General features: G+C 67.4%; 14 protein-coding genes and 1 riboswitch. Of the genes, 7 read left to right on the top strand and 7 right to left on the bottom strand.

The annotated features are described in order from the left end of the window. Positions 1-107 precede the first annotated feature (107 nt). Together A5745_RS08035 and A5745_RS08030 are read right to left on the bottom strand one after the other, a co-directional pair. On the bottom strand, positions 108-1,181 hold the full coding sequence (locus A5745_RS08035) for a S1C family serine protease (protein ID WP_076115681.1): 1,074 nt from the start codon (positions 1,179-1,181) through the stop codon (positions 108-110). 144 nt (positions 1,182-1,325) lie between these two features. Further along, entirely contained in the window at positions 1,326-1,778 is a 453-nt protein-coding gene (locus tag A5745_RS08030) for a nuclear transport factor 2 family protein (protein WP_076061340.1), read from the bottom strand. A 46-nt stretch (positions 1,779-1,824) separates the two neighbouring features. Between A5745_RS08030 and A5745_RS08025 the strand changes: the two genes are divergently transcribed. From A5745_RS08025 to A5745_RS08015, 3 genes are all read left to right on the top strand, one after another. Next, positions 1,825-2,250, top strand: coding sequence for a TIGR03668 family PPOX class F420-dependent oxidoreductase (locus A5745_RS08025; RefSeq protein WP_076115680.1), 426 nt, complete (start codon positions 1,825-1,827; stop codon positions 2,248-2,250). 164 nt (positions 2,251-2,414) lie between these two features. Continuing rightward, on the top strand, positions 2,415-4,574 hold the full coding sequence (locus A5745_RS08020; RefSeq protein ID WP_076115679.1) for an elongation factor G-like protein EF-G2: 2,160 nt from the start codon (positions 2,415-2,417) through the stop codon (positions 4,572-4,574). A 5-nt stretch (positions 4,575-4,579) separates the two neighbouring features. Then, entirely contained in the window at positions 4,580-5,125 is a 546-nt protein-coding gene (locus A5745_RS08015) for a DUF2231 domain-containing protein (RefSeq protein WP_076115678.1), read from the top strand. Here the strand turns inward: A5745_RS08015 and A5745_RS08010 are convergent. Beyond that, a complete protein-coding gene (locus A5745_RS08010) occupies positions 5,041-6,579 on the bottom strand; it encodes a FadD7 family fatty acid--CoA ligase (RefSeq protein ID WP_083662800.1) in 1,539 nt (512 codons plus the stop codon). The two genes, A5745_RS08015 and A5745_RS08010, sit on opposite strands and share 85 nt — an antisense overlap. Before the next feature lie 195 nt (positions 6,580-6,774). Here A5745_RS08010 and oxc point away from each other — a divergent pair, with 195 nt between their 5' ends. Further along, the gene (gene oxc / locus A5745_RS08005; RefSeq protein ID WP_076115676.1) at positions 6,775-8,505 is read left to right on the top strand and encodes an oxalyl-CoA decarboxylase; all 1,731 of its coding nucleotides are present in this window, start codon (positions 6,775-6,777) and stop codon (positions 8,503-8,505) included. Here the strand turns inward: oxc and A5745_RS08000 are convergent. Continuing rightward, positions 8,489-9,421, bottom strand: coding sequence for a LysR family transcriptional regulator (locus tag A5745_RS08000; RefSeq protein ID WP_076115714.1), 933 nt, complete (start codon positions 9,419-9,421; stop codon positions 8,489-8,491). The genes oxc and A5745_RS08000 overlap by 17 nt on opposite strands. Positions 9,422-9,831: 410 nt before the next feature. Here A5745_RS08000 and A5745_RS07995 point away from each other — a divergent pair, with 410 nt between their 5' ends. Then, positions 9,832-10,587: a L,D-transpeptidase family protein gene (locus A5745_RS07995; protein WP_076115675.1), complete on the top strand. Its 756-nt coding sequence runs from the start codon at positions 9,832-9,834 to the stop codon at positions 10,585-10,587. Between the two features lie 61 nt (positions 10,588-10,648). Here A5745_RS07995 and A5745_RS07990 read toward each other — a convergent pair whose 3' ends face one another. Continuing rightward, complete coding sequence (locus tag A5745_RS07990) at positions 10,649-11,272, bottom strand: hypothetical protein (protein WP_076115674.1); 624 nt, start codon at positions 11,270-11,272, stop codon at positions 10,649-10,651. A gap of 135 nt (positions 11,273-11,407) precedes the next feature. Between A5745_RS07990 and A5745_RS07985 the strand changes: the two genes are divergently transcribed. Beyond that, entirely contained in the window at positions 11,408-12,352 is a 945-nt protein-coding gene (locus tag A5745_RS07985; protein WP_076115713.1) for an NADP-dependent oxidoreductase, read from the top strand. Between the two features lie 31 nt (positions 12,353-12,383). On the opposite strand, the gene A5745_RS07980 is transcribed toward A5745_RS07985, so the two are convergent. Further along, on the bottom strand, positions 12,384-12,593 hold the full coding sequence (locus A5745_RS07980) for a hypothetical protein (RefSeq protein WP_076115673.1): 210 nt from the start codon (positions 12,591-12,593) through the stop codon (positions 12,384-12,386). Between the two features lie 218 nt (positions 12,594-12,811). Continuing rightward, a riboswitch (M-box (ykoK) riboswitch) is annotated at positions 12,812-12,985 on the bottom strand. Between the two features lie 70 nt (positions 12,986-13,055). On the opposite strand from A5745_RS07980, the gene A5745_RS07975 reads away from it, so the two are divergent. Next, positions 13,056-13,715, top strand: coding sequence for an O-methyltransferase (locus tag A5745_RS07975; protein WP_076115672.1), 660 nt, complete (start codon positions 13,056-13,058; stop codon positions 13,713-13,715). A 3-nt stretch (positions 13,716-13,718) separates the two neighbouring features. Here A5745_RS07975 and A5745_RS07970 read toward each other — a convergent pair whose 3' ends face one another. Then, positions 13,719-15,812, bottom strand: coding sequence for an acyltransferase family protein (locus A5745_RS07970; protein ID WP_139329495.1), 2,094 nt, complete (start codon positions 15,810-15,812; stop codon positions 13,719-13,721). Between the last annotated feature and the right edge of the window lie 98 nt (positions 15,813-15,910).

The following is a 15,910-nucleotide window of genomic DNA, read 5'->3' as shown; positions in this document are numbered from 1 at the left end:
ATTCCACGATGCCACGTGTACCCGAGGCCGGAGTTTTGGAATCACGCGGGGAAACTTCCCTGGCGGCAAGCGAATTAGCGTGCCGCCGGGCGGTATCCGCGCGGGAGTCAGGCCGGAGGTCCCTCCGCCAGCGTCACGTTCGCGGTGCGGTCACCGCCGTTTCCACGCAGGTGCACCACGATCGTGTCCCCCGGGTGATGGGGAACGAGCACTTCCGTCATCGCGGTGGCACCGGTGATCGGGGTGCCGTCGACACCGGTGATGACGTCGCCCGGTGCGATCCCGGCTGCCGCCGCGGGCCCACCGTTGACCACGCGTTCGACCCGTGCGCCGTTGCCACCGTTGTCCATCACGCCCAAGCCGAGGAATGCCGTCGGGCCGACGTGCACCGTGTTCGAGCCGGCGCCCGATCGGATCTGCCCGGCTACCGCCATCGCGGTACCGATCGGAATGGCGAAGCCCTGTCCCTTGGACATCTTGTAGCTGTCGGTGGCCGCGGTGTTCATGCCGATCACCTGACCGCTGTTGTTGACCATCGGACCGCCGGAGTCGCCCGGCCGGATCGGGGCGTCGGCCTGGATCAGGCCTCCCAGCGTCTCGTCGGCGCCGGTCAACGTGTCGGTCGCCGAGACCGTCTGGTTGAGCGCGATCACCTTGCCGCTCACCGCGCTGGGCGTCCCGCCCTGGCCGCCGGCGTTGCCGAGCGCCACGACAGGATCTCCGACGGCGACCCCGCCACCGATCGCGGCGTTGGGCAGCCCACCCCCGCCGCGCAGCTGCAGGACCGCGACATCGGCGCTTCGGCTATAGCCGACCACGTCGACGCCGTAGGTTTGGCCGTTGCCCACCGCGAACGCGCTGATGTCGGTGGCGCCCGAGATCACGTGGTTGTTGGTCAGCACGACACCGCCCGGATCGATGACGATGCCGGTTCCGGCGCCGACCGCGTTGTTGTAGCCGAACTTCGTGCTGATGTCGACCACCTGCGGCCCGACCTGGCCGACTATCGCCGAGGGGTCGAGCGGTATCAGGGGCCGGTCGGCGTACCGGTCGAGCGCGATGGACGGCCCGGACGGGGCGGCGGTCGCCGGCACCGTCGTCAGGCCCAGGCTCAGTCCGGCCACAGCCAGCACGCTGACCAGCCCTGTCCACCAGACTGGGCGGCGGTGCCCTTTGCTCATCCCCGTACCTCCTGCGTCGCGGTAAGAACCAGAATCGGCCCAGGCTCCGGGTCTGGGCGGCACTAATTACTCCGTACAACCGTAGTGCAGGTTGCTATGCAGAGCATTGGCAACTCCGGGATCTTCGCCGATCTCCGAGCGCGTTCAGCCTGGTCGTGCCGGAGAAATGGGATGCGCGAGATGGCGGCTGACATCGCCGATCATGTCGATCATGGTCAGGTCGCGGAAGGAGAACCGCCAACGGCCGTCGACGCGTTCGAAGCGGTCGTGGTAGCGGCCGGCGACGATCGTCTGCAGCGGGGACTCGTCGGTCTGTTGCAGCACCGTGTAGTAGCTGCGGCAACTCGCGGTACCGGCCTCCTCGTCGACCTCGATGATCGGATTGGTGGTCACGTGCTTGGTTCGGGGCGTCCCATCGGCGTACAGGACGATCAGTGACTTCCAGATCCTCAGCAGCTGGGCCGCATCGACGGTCTCCTCGGCTGCGACCCGGATGCGGGCGTGCCCGAACAGCTCGGCCGCCCCGGCCAGGTCGCCACTGTCGATGCATTCGGCGTACCGATACAGGAGGTTGGTGATCTGGGTCTCCGCCCGCATGCGGCTAACCTAGCCCAGCTCCTTAGCTGACTTCTAAGCTGACGTCGTGGGCGAATTCGACCCTTTGGTCAGATTCACACAGTCCCCGGTAGCCCGGCTGGCCACGGTCGCGCCCGACGGCAGACCTCATCTGGTGCCGGTGGTGTTCGCCCTCGACGATGACGCCGCCGGCGACCATGGCGTCGTCTACACCGCGGTCGATGCGAAACCGAAAACGACGCAACGGCTGCGCCGATTGGCCAACATCGAAAGCAATCCACAGGTCAGCTTGCTCGTCGACCACTACGCCGACGACTGGACGCGGCTGTGGTGGGTCCGCGCCGACGGTGTGGCCGCGATTCATTCCGACGGCCCGGCGATGCACACGGGGTATCGGCTGCTGCGCGCGAAATACCCTCAGTACCAATCCGTTTCGCTGAACGGTGCGGTCATCGCGGTCACCGTGCGCCGCTGGGCAAGCTGGCACGCCTGAGCGGGCGGCGTCGGCACGGCCTGCCGGTCCTGCGCGATTCGCGCCGGCCAACCCGATTGTGACCGGCAGGTGGCCTTGTGTTGGGCGGCAGTTGGGGGAAAAGTTGCTTACGCGATAGCGACCCTGTGCCGAGCGAAGCGAGCCAGCGGAACTGGAGGAACGTCATGGCGGAAAAGGCGAACGCTTCCCAGGGGGCGGGAGCCGCTCCCACCGCGAACAGTCCACGCGATGTGCGCAACGTGGTGCTGGTGGGGCCGTCGGGCGGCGGCAAGACCACGCTGGTCGAGGCTCTGCTGGTGGCCTCCGGGGTGTTGACCCGAGCGGGCTCGGTGGTGGACGGCACGACGGTGTGCGACTACGACGACGCGGAGATCCGCCAGCAGCGGTCGGTGGGCGTCGCGGTGGCGTCGCTCTCGCACGACGGCATCAAGGTCAACCTGGTGGACACACCCGGGTATGCCGATTTCGTGGGTGAGCTGCGGGCCGGGCTGCGGGCCGCGGATTGCGCACTGTTCGTGATCGCGGCGAACGAGGGCGTCGACGAGCCGACCAAGTCCCTCTGGCAGGAGTGCGACCAGGTCGGCATGCCCCGCGCGGTGGTGATCACCAAGCTCGACCACGCCCGGGCGAACTACCAGGAGGCACTGGCCGCGGCGCAAAATGCGTTCGGGGACAAGGTGTTACCGCTCTACCTGCCGACCGGACTGCCCAGCTGCAGCGGTCTGATCGGGTTGTTGTCGCAGACGTATTACAAGTACGAGAACGGCAAGCGGACGACGCAATCGCCGGAGGAGTCGGACGCCGATCGGATCGAGGAGGCACGCGGCACCCTGATCGAGGGAATCATCGAGGAGTCCGAGGACGAGTCCCTGATGGAGCGCTATCTCGGCGGCGAGACGATCGACGAGTCGGTCCTGATCGAGGACCTGGAGCGGGCCGTTGCCCGCGGTTCCTTCTTCCCGGTCATCCCGGTCTGCAGCGGCACCGGCGTCGGCACCCTGGAATTACTGGAGATCGCCACCCGCGGATTCCCGTCTCCGATGGAACACCCGCTACCGGAGGTCTTTACGCCGCAGGGCGCCCCGCACGCCCAGCTGGCCTGCGACGCCGATGCGCCCCTGCTGGCCGAGGTGGTGAAGACGACGTCGGACCCCTACGTCGGCCGGGTCAGCCTGGTCCGGGTGTTCTCCGGGACCATCAGGCCCGACGCGACGGTTCACGTGTCGGGCCATTTTGCGTCGTTCTTCGGCGGCGCCAACGGGAACGGGCATTCGCACCCCGACCATGACGAGGACGAACGCATCGGTGTTCTGTCCTTCCCGCTCGGCAAGCAGCAGCGCAACGCGCCCGCGGTCGTGGCGGGCGACATCTGCGCGATCGGCAAGCTGAGCCGCGCCGAAACCGGCGACACGCTCTCGGACAAATCCGAACCCCTGGTGCTGAGGCCCTGGACCATGCCCGAGCCGCTGCTGCCGGTCGCGATCCAGGCGCACGCCAAAACCGACGAGGACAAACTGTCGGTGGGGCTGGGACGGTTGGCCGCCGAAGACCCGGCGCTGCGCATCGAACAGAACCAGGAAACACACCAGATCGTGCTCTGGTGCATGGGTGAAGCGCACGCCGGCGTTGTCCTCGACGCGCTGTCCAACCGATACGGCGTGACGGTGGATACCGTGGAACTCCGGGTGCCGCTGCGAGAAACCTTCAGCGGCAAGGCAAAAGGCCACGGCCGTCACATCAAGCAATCCGGCGGACACGGCCAGTACGCGGTGTGCGACATCGAGGTGGAGCCGCTGCCGGAAGGCTCCGGGTTCGAGTTCGTCGACAAGGTGGTCGGCGGCGCGGTGCCGCGCAACTTCATCCCGAGCGTGGAGAAGGGCGTCCGCGCGCAGATGGAAAAGGGTGTGCACGCGGGTTATCCGGTGGTCGACATCCGCGTCACGCTGTTCGACGGCAAGGCCCACAGCGTGGATTCCTCGGACTTCGCGTTCCAGGCGGCGGGTGCGCTGGCGCTGCGGGAGGCGGCCGCCGCGACGAAGGTGACCCTGCTCGAACCGATCGACGAGATCTCGGTGCTGGTGCCCGACGACTTCGTCGGTGCGGTGCTGGGTGACCTGTCGAGTCGTCGCGGCCGCGTGCTGGGTACCGAGACCGCCGGCCACGAACGCACCGTGGTGCGGGCCGAGGTACCCCAGGTCGAGTTGACGCGGTACGCGATCGACCTGCGCTCACTGGCCCACGGGGCCGCGTCGTTCACACGGTCGTTCGCCCGCTACGAGCCCATGCCCGAGTCGGCGGCCGCCAGGGTGAAGACGTCGGCCTGATCTTCATGTCGACGATCAACGGCCTTCCCGCGCACATCCTGTTCAACCATTTCGTCGTCGTGCTGGCTCCGCTGGCGGCGATCCTGGCGATCCTCTGCGCGCTGTGGCCCGCCGCGCGGCGCCGGCTGATCTGGCTGGTTCTTGTGCTGGCCGTGGTGACCCTCGTCCTGACGCCCATCACGACCAACTCGGGTGCGTGGTTGCGCGACAAGCTCGGTCCGTCTCCCGCGATCAAGAACCATCAGGAACTCGGCGAAACGCTCGTCTACCTGGTAGGGGCGCTGGTGGCCACCGTAATCGTGCTGGCCGCTGTGCACATCCGCCAGGCGCGCGGCCGCGCCGTGAACCTCGGTGTGCGCACCGTCGTGGGACTGCTGGTAATCGCCGCCGCGGTGGCAACGCTGGTGCAGGGCTACCGGGTCGGCGAATCGGGTGCGCGGGCCGCATGGGGAACCGTCGCGGCGGCTCACGCCTTCGGGCCGAACTGTTCGGCTACCGCCCGGCGGTCGAGCGAGCCCTTCGGGGTATGCGGCAGTTCGCTCGCCTCCTGAAATTCCACGGGAATCTCGAAGGGCGCCAACCGATCCCGGCAGAAGTCGGCTAACCCCTCCGGCGTCGGCGAAGCTGACTCCCGGGGCACGATCACCGCGGCCACCTTCTCCCCGTACAACTTGTCCGGAACGCCGAACACAGCCACCTCCATGATGTCGGGATGGCTCGCCAGCACGCCCTCGACGCGCTCCGGTGAGATCTTCTCACCGCCCCGGTTGATGAGTTCCTTGATCCGGCCGCGAATGATCAAATCGCCTGCTGCCGAAACCGATCCGAGATCGCCGGTACGCAGCCATCCGTCGGTGAAGTTGGCGGCGGTGATGGCCGGGTCGCCGAGGTAGCCGCGCACCACCGTGGGACCGCGCAGCCACACCTCCCCCACGCGATCGCCGGACCCGTTGATCCGGATCTCGGGCCCGGTCGACCTACCGACGAGACCCGTTGTCGCCGCCGGGTTTTCGATGTCGTCGATGCCCGTGGTGGCCACCTGGTGGGTGGCCTCGGTCATGCCGAAAGCACACACCACGGGCGCCGAGAACTCCGCTTGCAGCGCCTGCGCCGTTTCCGGGGTGAGCGGGGCGCTGCAGCTGCGGATGAAGCGCAACGCGGCTCGCTTGCTACCGGACCGATCGGTCGCGGCACGCTCCAACAGGATCTGGTGAATCGTCGGGACCGCCGTGTACCACGTGGCCTGGACGGCGTCGATGTCGTCCCAGAACGTGTGGGCCGAGAACCGCCCGCGGGCAGGCAGCAGCACCGTGCCCCCCGATGCCAGGGTCGACAGCAGGGCGGCCAGCAGCCCGTGGCCGTGGTAGAGCGGCATCACCGCGACGGTCGCGTCCTGCGGGCCGAGCCGGTAGCCGGCGATGATGGCCCGCACAGACGCGGCGATGTTGCCGCGGGTCCAGGGGACCATCTTCGGCGCGCCGGTGGTGCCGCCCGTGAACATGATCATCGCGTCGTCGTCCCGGAGCCCCTCGGGCTTGGGCACGTCGCGGTTCGGCGGTGCGGCGGCGTCGAGGGTCACGGCAACGGTGTCGTCGTGTGTGGTCACCGCGATCGGCCACCACCGCAACTCAGGGTCGTCCATGTCGCCCTGACCGTCGGGGTCGTCGACGAGGACGACAGCGGCGCCTGCGGCCGCGCATCGGGCGCGCTGCTCAGCGACGGGCAACGCCGGGTCCAGCGGGACGGCGACCAGGTCCGCCCGCGAGGCGGCCAACAAGCCGACAACGAATTCGGTGTTGCTGGCAGCGCGCAGCGCGATCCGGTCGCCTCGCGTGATGCCGGCGTCCTGCAGCCGCTTGGCCAGGTCATCGACCAGTCGTGTCAGGTCGCGGTAGCTGATCGGTATCCGGTCGGCGGTGACGACCAGCGCGGGAGCCTCGGGCCGCCGGGACGCGGCGACCTCGACCAGGTCGGCGATGCGCGGGCTCGCGGATTCATCGGACATATTGGCACCATGCCCATTCGGCACCCCGTTCGTCCAATACCGATCCGCTGACAATCGATAATCGGGAGCTATCGAATGGGCCGGCAATGTCGATAAGCGGCGTGAATCGCTGCATAGCGGCTTGGTCTTGGACACCGGAAGGGCTTCCGGACCACAGTGGTGACAACGCATTCGCGAGGCAGAGGAGCCGCCAGCATGAGTACCGTTTCGGGATCTCCCGGCGCAGGGCCGCAGTCGACGAGCTTGACCGACGGCTTCCACCTTGTGGTGGACGCGCTCAAGGCCAACGACATCGACACCATCTATGGAATAGTCGGCATCCCGATCACCGACCTCGCCCGCACCGCCCAGGCGTCGGGCATCCGCTACATCGGCTTTCGGCAGGAGGCCTCGGCGGGCAACGCGGCCGCCGCCGCCGGGTTTCTCACCCGGCGCCCCGGTATCTGCCTCACGACGTCGGGGCCCGGCTTCCTCAACGGCCTGCCTGCGCTGGCCAATGCCACGACGAATTGTTTTCCCATGATCCAGATCTCGGGATCGAGCAATCGCGCGGCGGTGGATTTGCAGCGCGGTGACTACCAAGACCTCGACCAACTCAATGCCGCAAGGCCTTTCGCGAAGGCGGCGTACCGAATCGGCCGTATCGAGGACATTGGCCGCGGCGTCGCGCGCGCGATGCGAACCGCGATCTCCGGCCGCCCGGGCGGGGTCTACCTCGACATTCCCGGCGAGATTCTGGGCCAGGCCATGGACAGTTCCGCCGCAGCGGACACGATCTGGCGCGTCGTCGACCCCGCGCCGCGCCAGCTGCCGGCGCCGGAGGCGGTCGATCGTGCCCTCGACGTGCTCGCGCGGGCGCAGCGACCGCTGATCGTCCTCGGTAAGGGCGCGGCGTATGCGCAGGCGGACAGCGTCATTCGGGAATTCGTGGAAGCCACCGGAATCCCGTTCCTGCCGATGTCGATGGCCAAGGGACTGCTGCCGGACTCCCACCCGCAGTCCGCCGCGGCCGCGCGCTCGCTGGCGATCGCGCGCGCGGACGCGGTCTTGCTGGTCGGGGCGCGGCTCAACTGGCTTCTCGGCCACGGAGACTCGCCGCAATGGTCCGCCGATGCCGCGTTCATCCAAGTCGACATTGCGGCATCGGAGTTCGACAGCAACCAGCCGATCGCGGCTCCGCTGGCCGGCGACATCGGGTCGGTGATGGCGGCGCTGCGGGACGGCCTGGGCGCCCATCGGGTCGCCGTGCCCCCGGAATGGACCGGCGAGCTAGCCGATCGCAAAGAGCGCAACGACGAGAAGATGCGCGAGCGACTGGCCGAAGACCCGCACCCGATGCGGTTCTACAACGCGCTCGGCGCGATTCGCTCTGTGCTGCAGGAAAACCCGGAAGTCTATGTGGTCAACGAGGGAGCCAACGCGCTCGACCTGGCCCGCAACGTGATCGACATGCAGCTGCCGCGACACCGGCTCGACACCGGAACGTGGGGCGTGATGGGTATCGGCATGGGCTACGCCATCGCAGCCGCGGTCGAAACCGGCAAGCCCGTCGTCGCGATCGAGGGCGACAGCGCCTTTGGCTTCTCCGGGATGGAAGTCGAGACTATCTGCCGGTATCGCCTGCCGGTGACGGTCGTCATCCTCAACAACGGCGGCGTGTACCGCGGCGACGAAGCGCCGAAGGGAAATGACCCGGCGCCGACCGTGCTGCATGCCGGCGCCCGCCACGAGTTGATCGCAGAAGCGTTCGGCGGCAAGGGATACCACGTCACCACGCCGCCGGAGCTGCGGTCGGCGCTGACCGAGGCGCTCGCCTCGAACGGCCCCGCGATCATCGACTGCGGACTCGACCCGGCAGCGGGGGTGGAAAGCGGTCATCTGGCGAGCCTCAATCCGACCAGCGCGGCGGTCAGCGCCGACGCGTGATTCCGAGCAGCTGCGTGTCGAAAAACTCGTCGAGCGCCAGTTGTTGCGCGGACGCGACGAGCGCGCGGGCAACCGGTGATCCCGGCCCGGCGGAGTTGGTGGCCAAGGCGATCTCGGCTTTCAGCACCGGATCGACCATTTCGACCGCGCGAATCTCCGCCGCCAGCGGCGACGTCCACAACCACGTGTGCGGGACGATGCACGCCCAATTGCCACTGGCGACTTGAGCGAATAACGATGCGACGGAGTCGGTCTCGACTTGCGGCGTGACCGTCAGGCCGTGGCCGGCGAAGGCTTCGTCGATGATCTGGCGGTCCCGCATGTCCGCGGTGAGCAAGGCGAGCGGCAGCTGGGCGGCGTCCGGCCACGTCAGTGTCGATGCGCCGGAGGGCAACATCTCCGCCGACGACAGCAGCACGTAGCGCTCCTGGTAGAGCGGCACCAGGTCCACGTCGTGAGCGTCTTCGGGCGCGGCATGCACGATGGCGGCGTCCAGCTCGAATTCGCGCAGCCGCCGGTACAGCTCCGCGGCGGCCAGCCGGGAATTGATCTGCACCTTCGCCAACGGATGCGCCGAACAGAACGCCGAGAGCACCAGCGACGCCGTCGTCGAGGCGGTGGGAACCGTACCCAGCCGAAGCGTGCCGGTGATACCGGACCGCACGGCATCCACCTCGGCTTTGAAGGCATCGTGCTCGGCGAGAATCCGCTTGGCCCACACGACCAATCGCTCACCTTCGGGCGTGAGGCCCTCGAAGCTGTGCCCGCGGTTGATCAGGGTCACGTTCAGTTCGCGTTCCAGCTTGGCGATCGCGGCGGACAGCGCGGGTTGCGACACATAGCATTTCTCTGCGGCCCGGGCGAAGTGGCGTTCCTGGGCGACCGCAACAAAGTACTCCAGCTGACGGAAGAGCACGGGCACCTCCTCGGCCTTCCCCGCACCGCTATCGCTGAGGCTAACGCCTCGCTCAAAAGGCAGCCAACGGCGATCTCGGCCAGATTTCGCACCCTTGCCGCCGATGGCATGGCATAGATCGACGTTCGGTCGCAGGTCAGGACGTTGCGTCCAGCGAAAGCCAGTGTGCTGACCCCTCTTTCGTGGGCATGTCTCGGGCTGCGGGCGCGCCGCCGTGCGTGGCTTCGGAGGGGTGCACCCGATCGTTTGCCGGTGGTCCGCAGCCCGGTGATCGGATCGAACTCAACGGGTAATCGGGTCGTTATCGCCACGTACCTGGCGGCGATGTGTATGTTTGCTAAAACCCGTAAAGGGTAGACAGTCAGTACAATAACGTTGTGTTGATCGCACCATCTCGAAGGGCGGACGCCATGCGTCGTATGGTTCGTTATCTATTCGTTATGGTAGCGATCGCCGGCATGGGCCTGCTGGGCAGCGCCGCCCGCGGCGTGGCCGCCGTCCCGCTGCCCCAACCGATTCCCACAGTCGCGACCGTTTCGCCGGCCGATGGCGCCGTGGTGGGCGTGGCGCACCCGGTAGTGGTGACGTTCACTGCGCCCGTCACCGATCGCGTTGGCGCTGAGCGGACCATCCACGTCAGCTCGCCGAGCAACGTGCCGGGACACTTCGAGTGGGTCGACAACAATGTCGTGCAGTGGGTTCCGAACCGCTATTGGCCCGCCCACAGCCACGTCTCGGTGGGTGTGCAGGCCCTGACGACCGGCTTCGACACCGGTGACGCGCTACTCGGTGTTGCCAGCGTGTCCGAGCACACGTTCACCGTCAGCCGAAACGGCGAGGTGCTTCGCACGATGCCGGCATCCATGGGGAAGCCCACCCGCCCGACACCGATCGGCAATTTCACCGCGCTGTCCAAGGAGCGCACCGTGCGGATGGACTCGCGGACCATCGGTATCCCGCTGAGTTCGCCCGAGGGATACAACATCATCGCGTCGTACGCGGTCCGCATCACGAACAGCGGCGTCTACGTGCACTCGGCCCCCTGGTCGGTTGACTCGCAAGGCCATGCGAACGTCAGTCACGGATGCATCAACCTGAGCCCGGACAACGCCGCGTGGTACTTCAACCAGGTGAACGTCGGCGATCCCGTCCAGGTCATCGCCTAGCTGCCCCAACATCGCTGCGGGTGAAGACATTCCGCGCGACCGCGGCGTCTAGCCACCTACCTCAGCTGGGCGGCAACCCGCTCTTGATCGCCGCGTCTTGCTTGCGGCCGATGTCTGTCGCCATGCCCGGATCGATGGGATCGTTGGGCGCACTGTCGAATTCCAGGTTGACCAGCGCCTTGCCCTCGCTGAACAACAGCACCGTCACCGCCTGGGAGTTGTCCGGCGATGTCCCGGAGATCATTGCCCCGTTGGATCCCACGTCGACCGGCTGCCACGTGCCGCTGACTTTGCCCGCGTAGTTCGCCTTGGTGTTCTCGATGCCGGCCGCCGCGGTCTGGGGATCGGCGACGATCAAGATGGTGTCCCCGATTCGGCGGCTGTTGTCGGCGTTGGCGAACAACTGCGCAACCCCGGGCGCATTGTTGGGATTCAGCACGGGTGGTTGGGGTGTGGTGAGGTCCGGGCCGATGTCGCTCGGCTTGATCAGCAGCCCACTGTAATCCGTGGTCTGTCCGGGCGACGGGCCGGTTACCGCGGTGGACGCGGTCGATGACGCCGTGGCGCTCGACGTGGCCGAGGACGACGTCGCCGGGGTCTTGTTGTTGCCGCAGCCTGCGATCGCGGCGCCTACCGCAAGGGCGGCGACGCTCAAGCCGGCGACGGTTGTCCGAGCAAGCTCCATGGACATTCCTTCCCTGCCAATCCGCTGACGGCACAACACCAGCGCATACGAACATACGCGCAAATTTCTCCGGCGGGCACGCAGAATCCGCGGCCTATGCTGGCGTGGGCAAGCGTTTGGGCGAAGGAGAACGAGATGACGGCTGCGACGGCGCGCGCCGTACGGTTCGACCGTTACGGGGGCCGTGACGAGTTGTATGTGGCGGACATCGACATGCCGGAGCCGGGGCCGGGCGAGGTGGTGGTGGAAGTTCGCGCGGCCGGCATCAACCCCGGCGAGGCCGGTATCCGGGTCGGGGCGATGCACGACATGTTCCCCGCCACGTTTCCGTCCGGCGAGGGCAGCGACCTTGCCGGCGTCGTGACCGCCGTAGCGCCGGGAGTCACCGAGTTCGAGGTCGGCGACGAGGTGCTGGGTTTCAGTTTCCGGCGATCCAGCCATGCCACCCACACCGCGGTTCCCGTCAATCAACTGATCCGCAAACCTCCCGAATTGAGTTGGGAGGTCGCGGGTTCGCTCTACGTCGTGGGTGTGACGGCGTATGCCGCCGTCCGGGCCGTCGCGCCCCAACCGGGCGAGACTGTGGCCGTATCGGCGGCGGCGGGCGGGGTCGGCAGCCTTGTCGTACAACTGCTGGTCCTGCGCCAGGCGCGGGTGTTGGGCATCGCAGGGCCGGGCAACGCCGACTGGCTGCGCGCGCACGGCGTCGTCCCGGTCGTCTATGGGGAAGGCCTGGCCGACCGGCTGCGAGAGGCCGCCCCGAACGGAATCGATGCGTTCATCGACTTGTTCGGTCCGGACTACGTCCAGCTCGCAGTCGATCTCGGCGTGGCGCCCGAGCGGATCGATACCATCATCTCGTTTCAGAAGGCGGGCGAAGTCGGCGCCAAGACCGAGGGCAGCCAGGAGGCGTCGACCCCGGAAGTGCTCGCCGAAATCGCCCACCTGGTCGCCACCGGTGCCCTTGACTTCGACATCGCCGCAACCTACCCGCTGGACCGGGTCGCCGACGCCTTTGAGGAGCTCGAACAGCGGCACACGCACGGGAAAATCGTTCTGCTGCCCAACGATTCGCGGTAGTTGCGCGACACCGGCCGGACGATGGAACGAATCACCGCCGGTCGTCGACCGGGGGGTGGCCACCCAACGAGGCGGTAACCACCGCGATCGGCATCCGTGACACGTACAGGTTGGCCCGCTCCTGGGGAGTCAGCGCGCTGCGGGCGCGCAACTTGTCAGCCAGCAGCCGAGCCGACCGCAGGAACGCCCATCCCTGCCGACGGGTCCGACCGGTAACACGGTGCGTAACAACGAAAGCCATGATCTTTCTCCTTCTGGAGGCCCGATCGGCTCATGGCATTCGGGCATGCACGCCACTTCAGGCGGACAAAGCAATGCCGGAACCGGGTCGGGGCAAGGGGTATCTCGGATAGGGACTATCGCCGGGACTCATCTCGCCCTCACCTCCTCACGGCCGGGACACACGCGGGTGTCGTCACCTCGGTAACGGAAGAGGAAATGACCGGCGTAACAACGCCGGTCGCACCCCTCTCGTCGGAGCTTTGGCACTGCACGGCGTATCCGGAACATCTCCGGAAGCCACTTGGGCTCAACCCTTGGGTCCGGGAAGAGCTGTCCTGACCCGGGGCGTCTCTCGACGTTCGGGGTCAGTGGCCTGTATCCGTGCAGACGCCTCACCTACCGAGGTGCTTGCCCGTCAATGCTGACATGGGGCTCGCTCCTCGTCAAACTCGGCGCGCGGTCACGGCCTACCCTCGTGGGCATGGCCACAACTTTGCAGGACCCTCGGGTCGCGACCGTTCTCGACCGGATGTACAACGAAGCGAAAAACCAGATGTCGCTCTTGCGGGAGCGGCGCGATCAGTTCGCCCGGCCGATGACCACCGCGGAACGCGCCGAGGCGATGAGCGAGTTCTACATCCCGGTGACCCCCGAAGCCGGCCGCCTGCTGTACGCGTTGGTGCGCGCGACGCGTCCGACCACGGTGGTCGAATTCGGGATGTCGTTCGGCATCTCGGCCGTTCATCTGGCGGGCGCGGTGCGCGACAACGGCATCGGCCGAGTGGTCACCACCGAGCTCAGCGAGACCAAGATCGCCGCTGCGAAGAAAACCTTCGCCGAGACCGGCCTGGACGAGGTCATCACCATTCTCGAAGGCGATGCCCTCACCACGTTGCAGCACCTGGACGGGCCTGTCGAGTTCGTCCTGCTCGACGGTTGGAAAGATCTGTATCTGCCGGTGATTGAGCTGCTCGAACCGCGCCTGCCCACGGGTGCGTTGATCGTCGCCGACAACACCAGCGCGGCGGACACCGGTCCCTACCTCGAGCTCGTGCGCAATCCCGACAACGGCTATACCAGTTTCAATTTTCAGGTCCGCGAAAGCGACAGCATGGAAATCAGCTGCCGCACAAACGATTAACGCCTACCTCAGCGATTCCTCGAGCCACGGCGTCAGCCACTTCACGCCTTCCGGGGTGAGGTGCACGCCGTCGCTGCGCACCTTGATTCCGTCGACCTTGGCGGTGTACACACCGTCCGGACACAGCTTCTTGTTCAAGTCGAGGATCTGGACGCCCTTGTGGTGGCTAACCGTGTTGCGCAGCATGGTGTTCCACTGGTTGACCCGGTCCGGCTGGTCCTCCGGGTACAGGCGGCCATCCGGCTTTTCGCCGCCGCGGCTGTAGGGCACGGTCGCCACCACCACGCGAACCCCCGGCACGCTCACGATGTTCAGCGCCCGGTCGAGCTCACCGTTGAGGTACGCGTCGAAGGTCGGATCGCCGATGTGGGTCCACTGCCCCTCGTTCACCCGGTCGACGGTCTCCCAGCGGCCGATGATGAGCAGGGCGACGTCCGGCTGGTCCTGGCCGACCTGCGTCGACCAGCGCGTCGGCCAGGTGTCGCATTCCGCTCTTTGCTCCAGCGTTTGGCCGATATACCGGTACGGCGTGCCGCGCACCAGGCTGCAACCGATGACGGTGTGGTCGAGGAAAGCGAATCCGGGCGTCGGCGGTAGATAGTGCATCCAGGTCCAGCCGATCGAATCGCCGAACACCGAAACGGTGAACGGGCGGTTGGGATCTCGAGGCCGCGGGCGAACCACGCCGGGCGGCGACGGCGACACCGCCGCGACGGAGGAAACCCCCGGCGGCAAACCGGTCTCCCGTAGCGCGGGCCCGGTTCCCACCGGGACCAGAAACAAGGTGATCGCGGCGGCGCTCGCCACGGTGGCAGCCGCCAGCGGCAACAGCGGTACCCGCTCCGGTCGCCAGCGCCGGATCGGTTGCTCGATCAGCCACCACGATGCGGCGGCCACGGCCACCGTGGCGGCACACCGGGCGGCGAACAGCGGCAGCCCGGTCCAGCCGGTTCGTTCCCCGTTGAGTGCCAAGAAGATTGGCCAGTGCCACAGATAGACGCCGTAGGAAATGGTGCCGAGCCACACCAGTGGTGGCGTGGCCAGGATGCGGGCGATGACGCCGCGCTGTTCCATCGCCACCGGCGCGACCACCAACACGGCCGCGATCGCGACCGCGATCAGCAGACCGTGGCGGAACTCACCGACATTGCCCGTCGCGTAGTGTGTGGCGGCCGCCAGAACGGCCACCCCGACAAACGGCAGGGCGCGCGCGGTGCGACGCCCCCACCGAGTCCGGATCATGCACCAGCCGCGGTTCAGCGACGGCCAATCCCGAACCAGCAGAGCCGCCGCCGCGGAGCCGACCAGCAACGCCTGCGCGCGGGTGTCGGTGCCGAAATAGATTCGGTCGCGGGTGCTGTCGGAGACGAACACGATGGCCGCCGCGGCCGAAACCAGCGCCCCCAACGTCGCGATCACGAACACGGCGAAGCGGACCCCGCCCACGGTCGCCCGCATGAAGTAACGCCTGGCCCGCGCCGCCAACAGCAGCGTGACCGCGATTAGCAGCACCGGCCAGACGAAGTAGTACTGCTCCTCCACCCCGAGCGACCAGGTGTGCTGCAGCGGTGAGGGCGGGGCGCCCTGCGTGAAGTAGTCGGTCTTCTGGGCCACAAACCGCCAATTCGCGATCCACAGGAACGCCGCGACCGCGTCGTCCCGCAGTCCGTTCAGGGCCTGGTAGGGAAGGAGTTCGCGGGCCGCCCCCACGGTGATCACCATCAACACCAGCGCGGGCAACAGCCGGCGGGCACGGCGAATCCAGAAGCCGGTCAGCTCGATACGGCCGCTGCTCCTGAGCTCGTCGAGTAGCAGCGAGGTGATCAGGAAGCCGCTGAGGACGAAGAAGATGTCGACGCCGATGAACCCGCCGCTCACGCCGGGGATGCCACCGTGCCCGACGAGCACCAGCGCGACCGCTATCGCGCGAAGCCCGTCCAGCGCGGGAATGCCGCTGCGCCGTTCCGGTTGGTCCCAGATCGCCAGCCGACCGACACGTCGCACGGGAGCGACCCACCGGGGCCGCCGAGCAGAAGGCGCCGGTGCGGGATGCCTCCCGCCCGGATCAGTGTCCGCTGTTAACGCGCCCTGGCCCATGCCGATGCGTCGCTGCCCCTCCTCTTGATCGCAGCCAGCCTAGTGGCGTCGCGGGCGGATTCAGGAGATAGACACGCGAAGACACGCAACGGTTTCCG

This window comes from Mycobacterium sp. IS-2888, assembly GCF_001954215.1.
Lineage (GTDB): Bacteria > Actinomycetota > Actinomycetes > Mycobacteriales > Mycobacteriaceae > Mycobacterium.
Note: the sequence above shows the minus strand (reverse complement) of the source record. Positions and strands in the feature narration are given on the sequence as shown.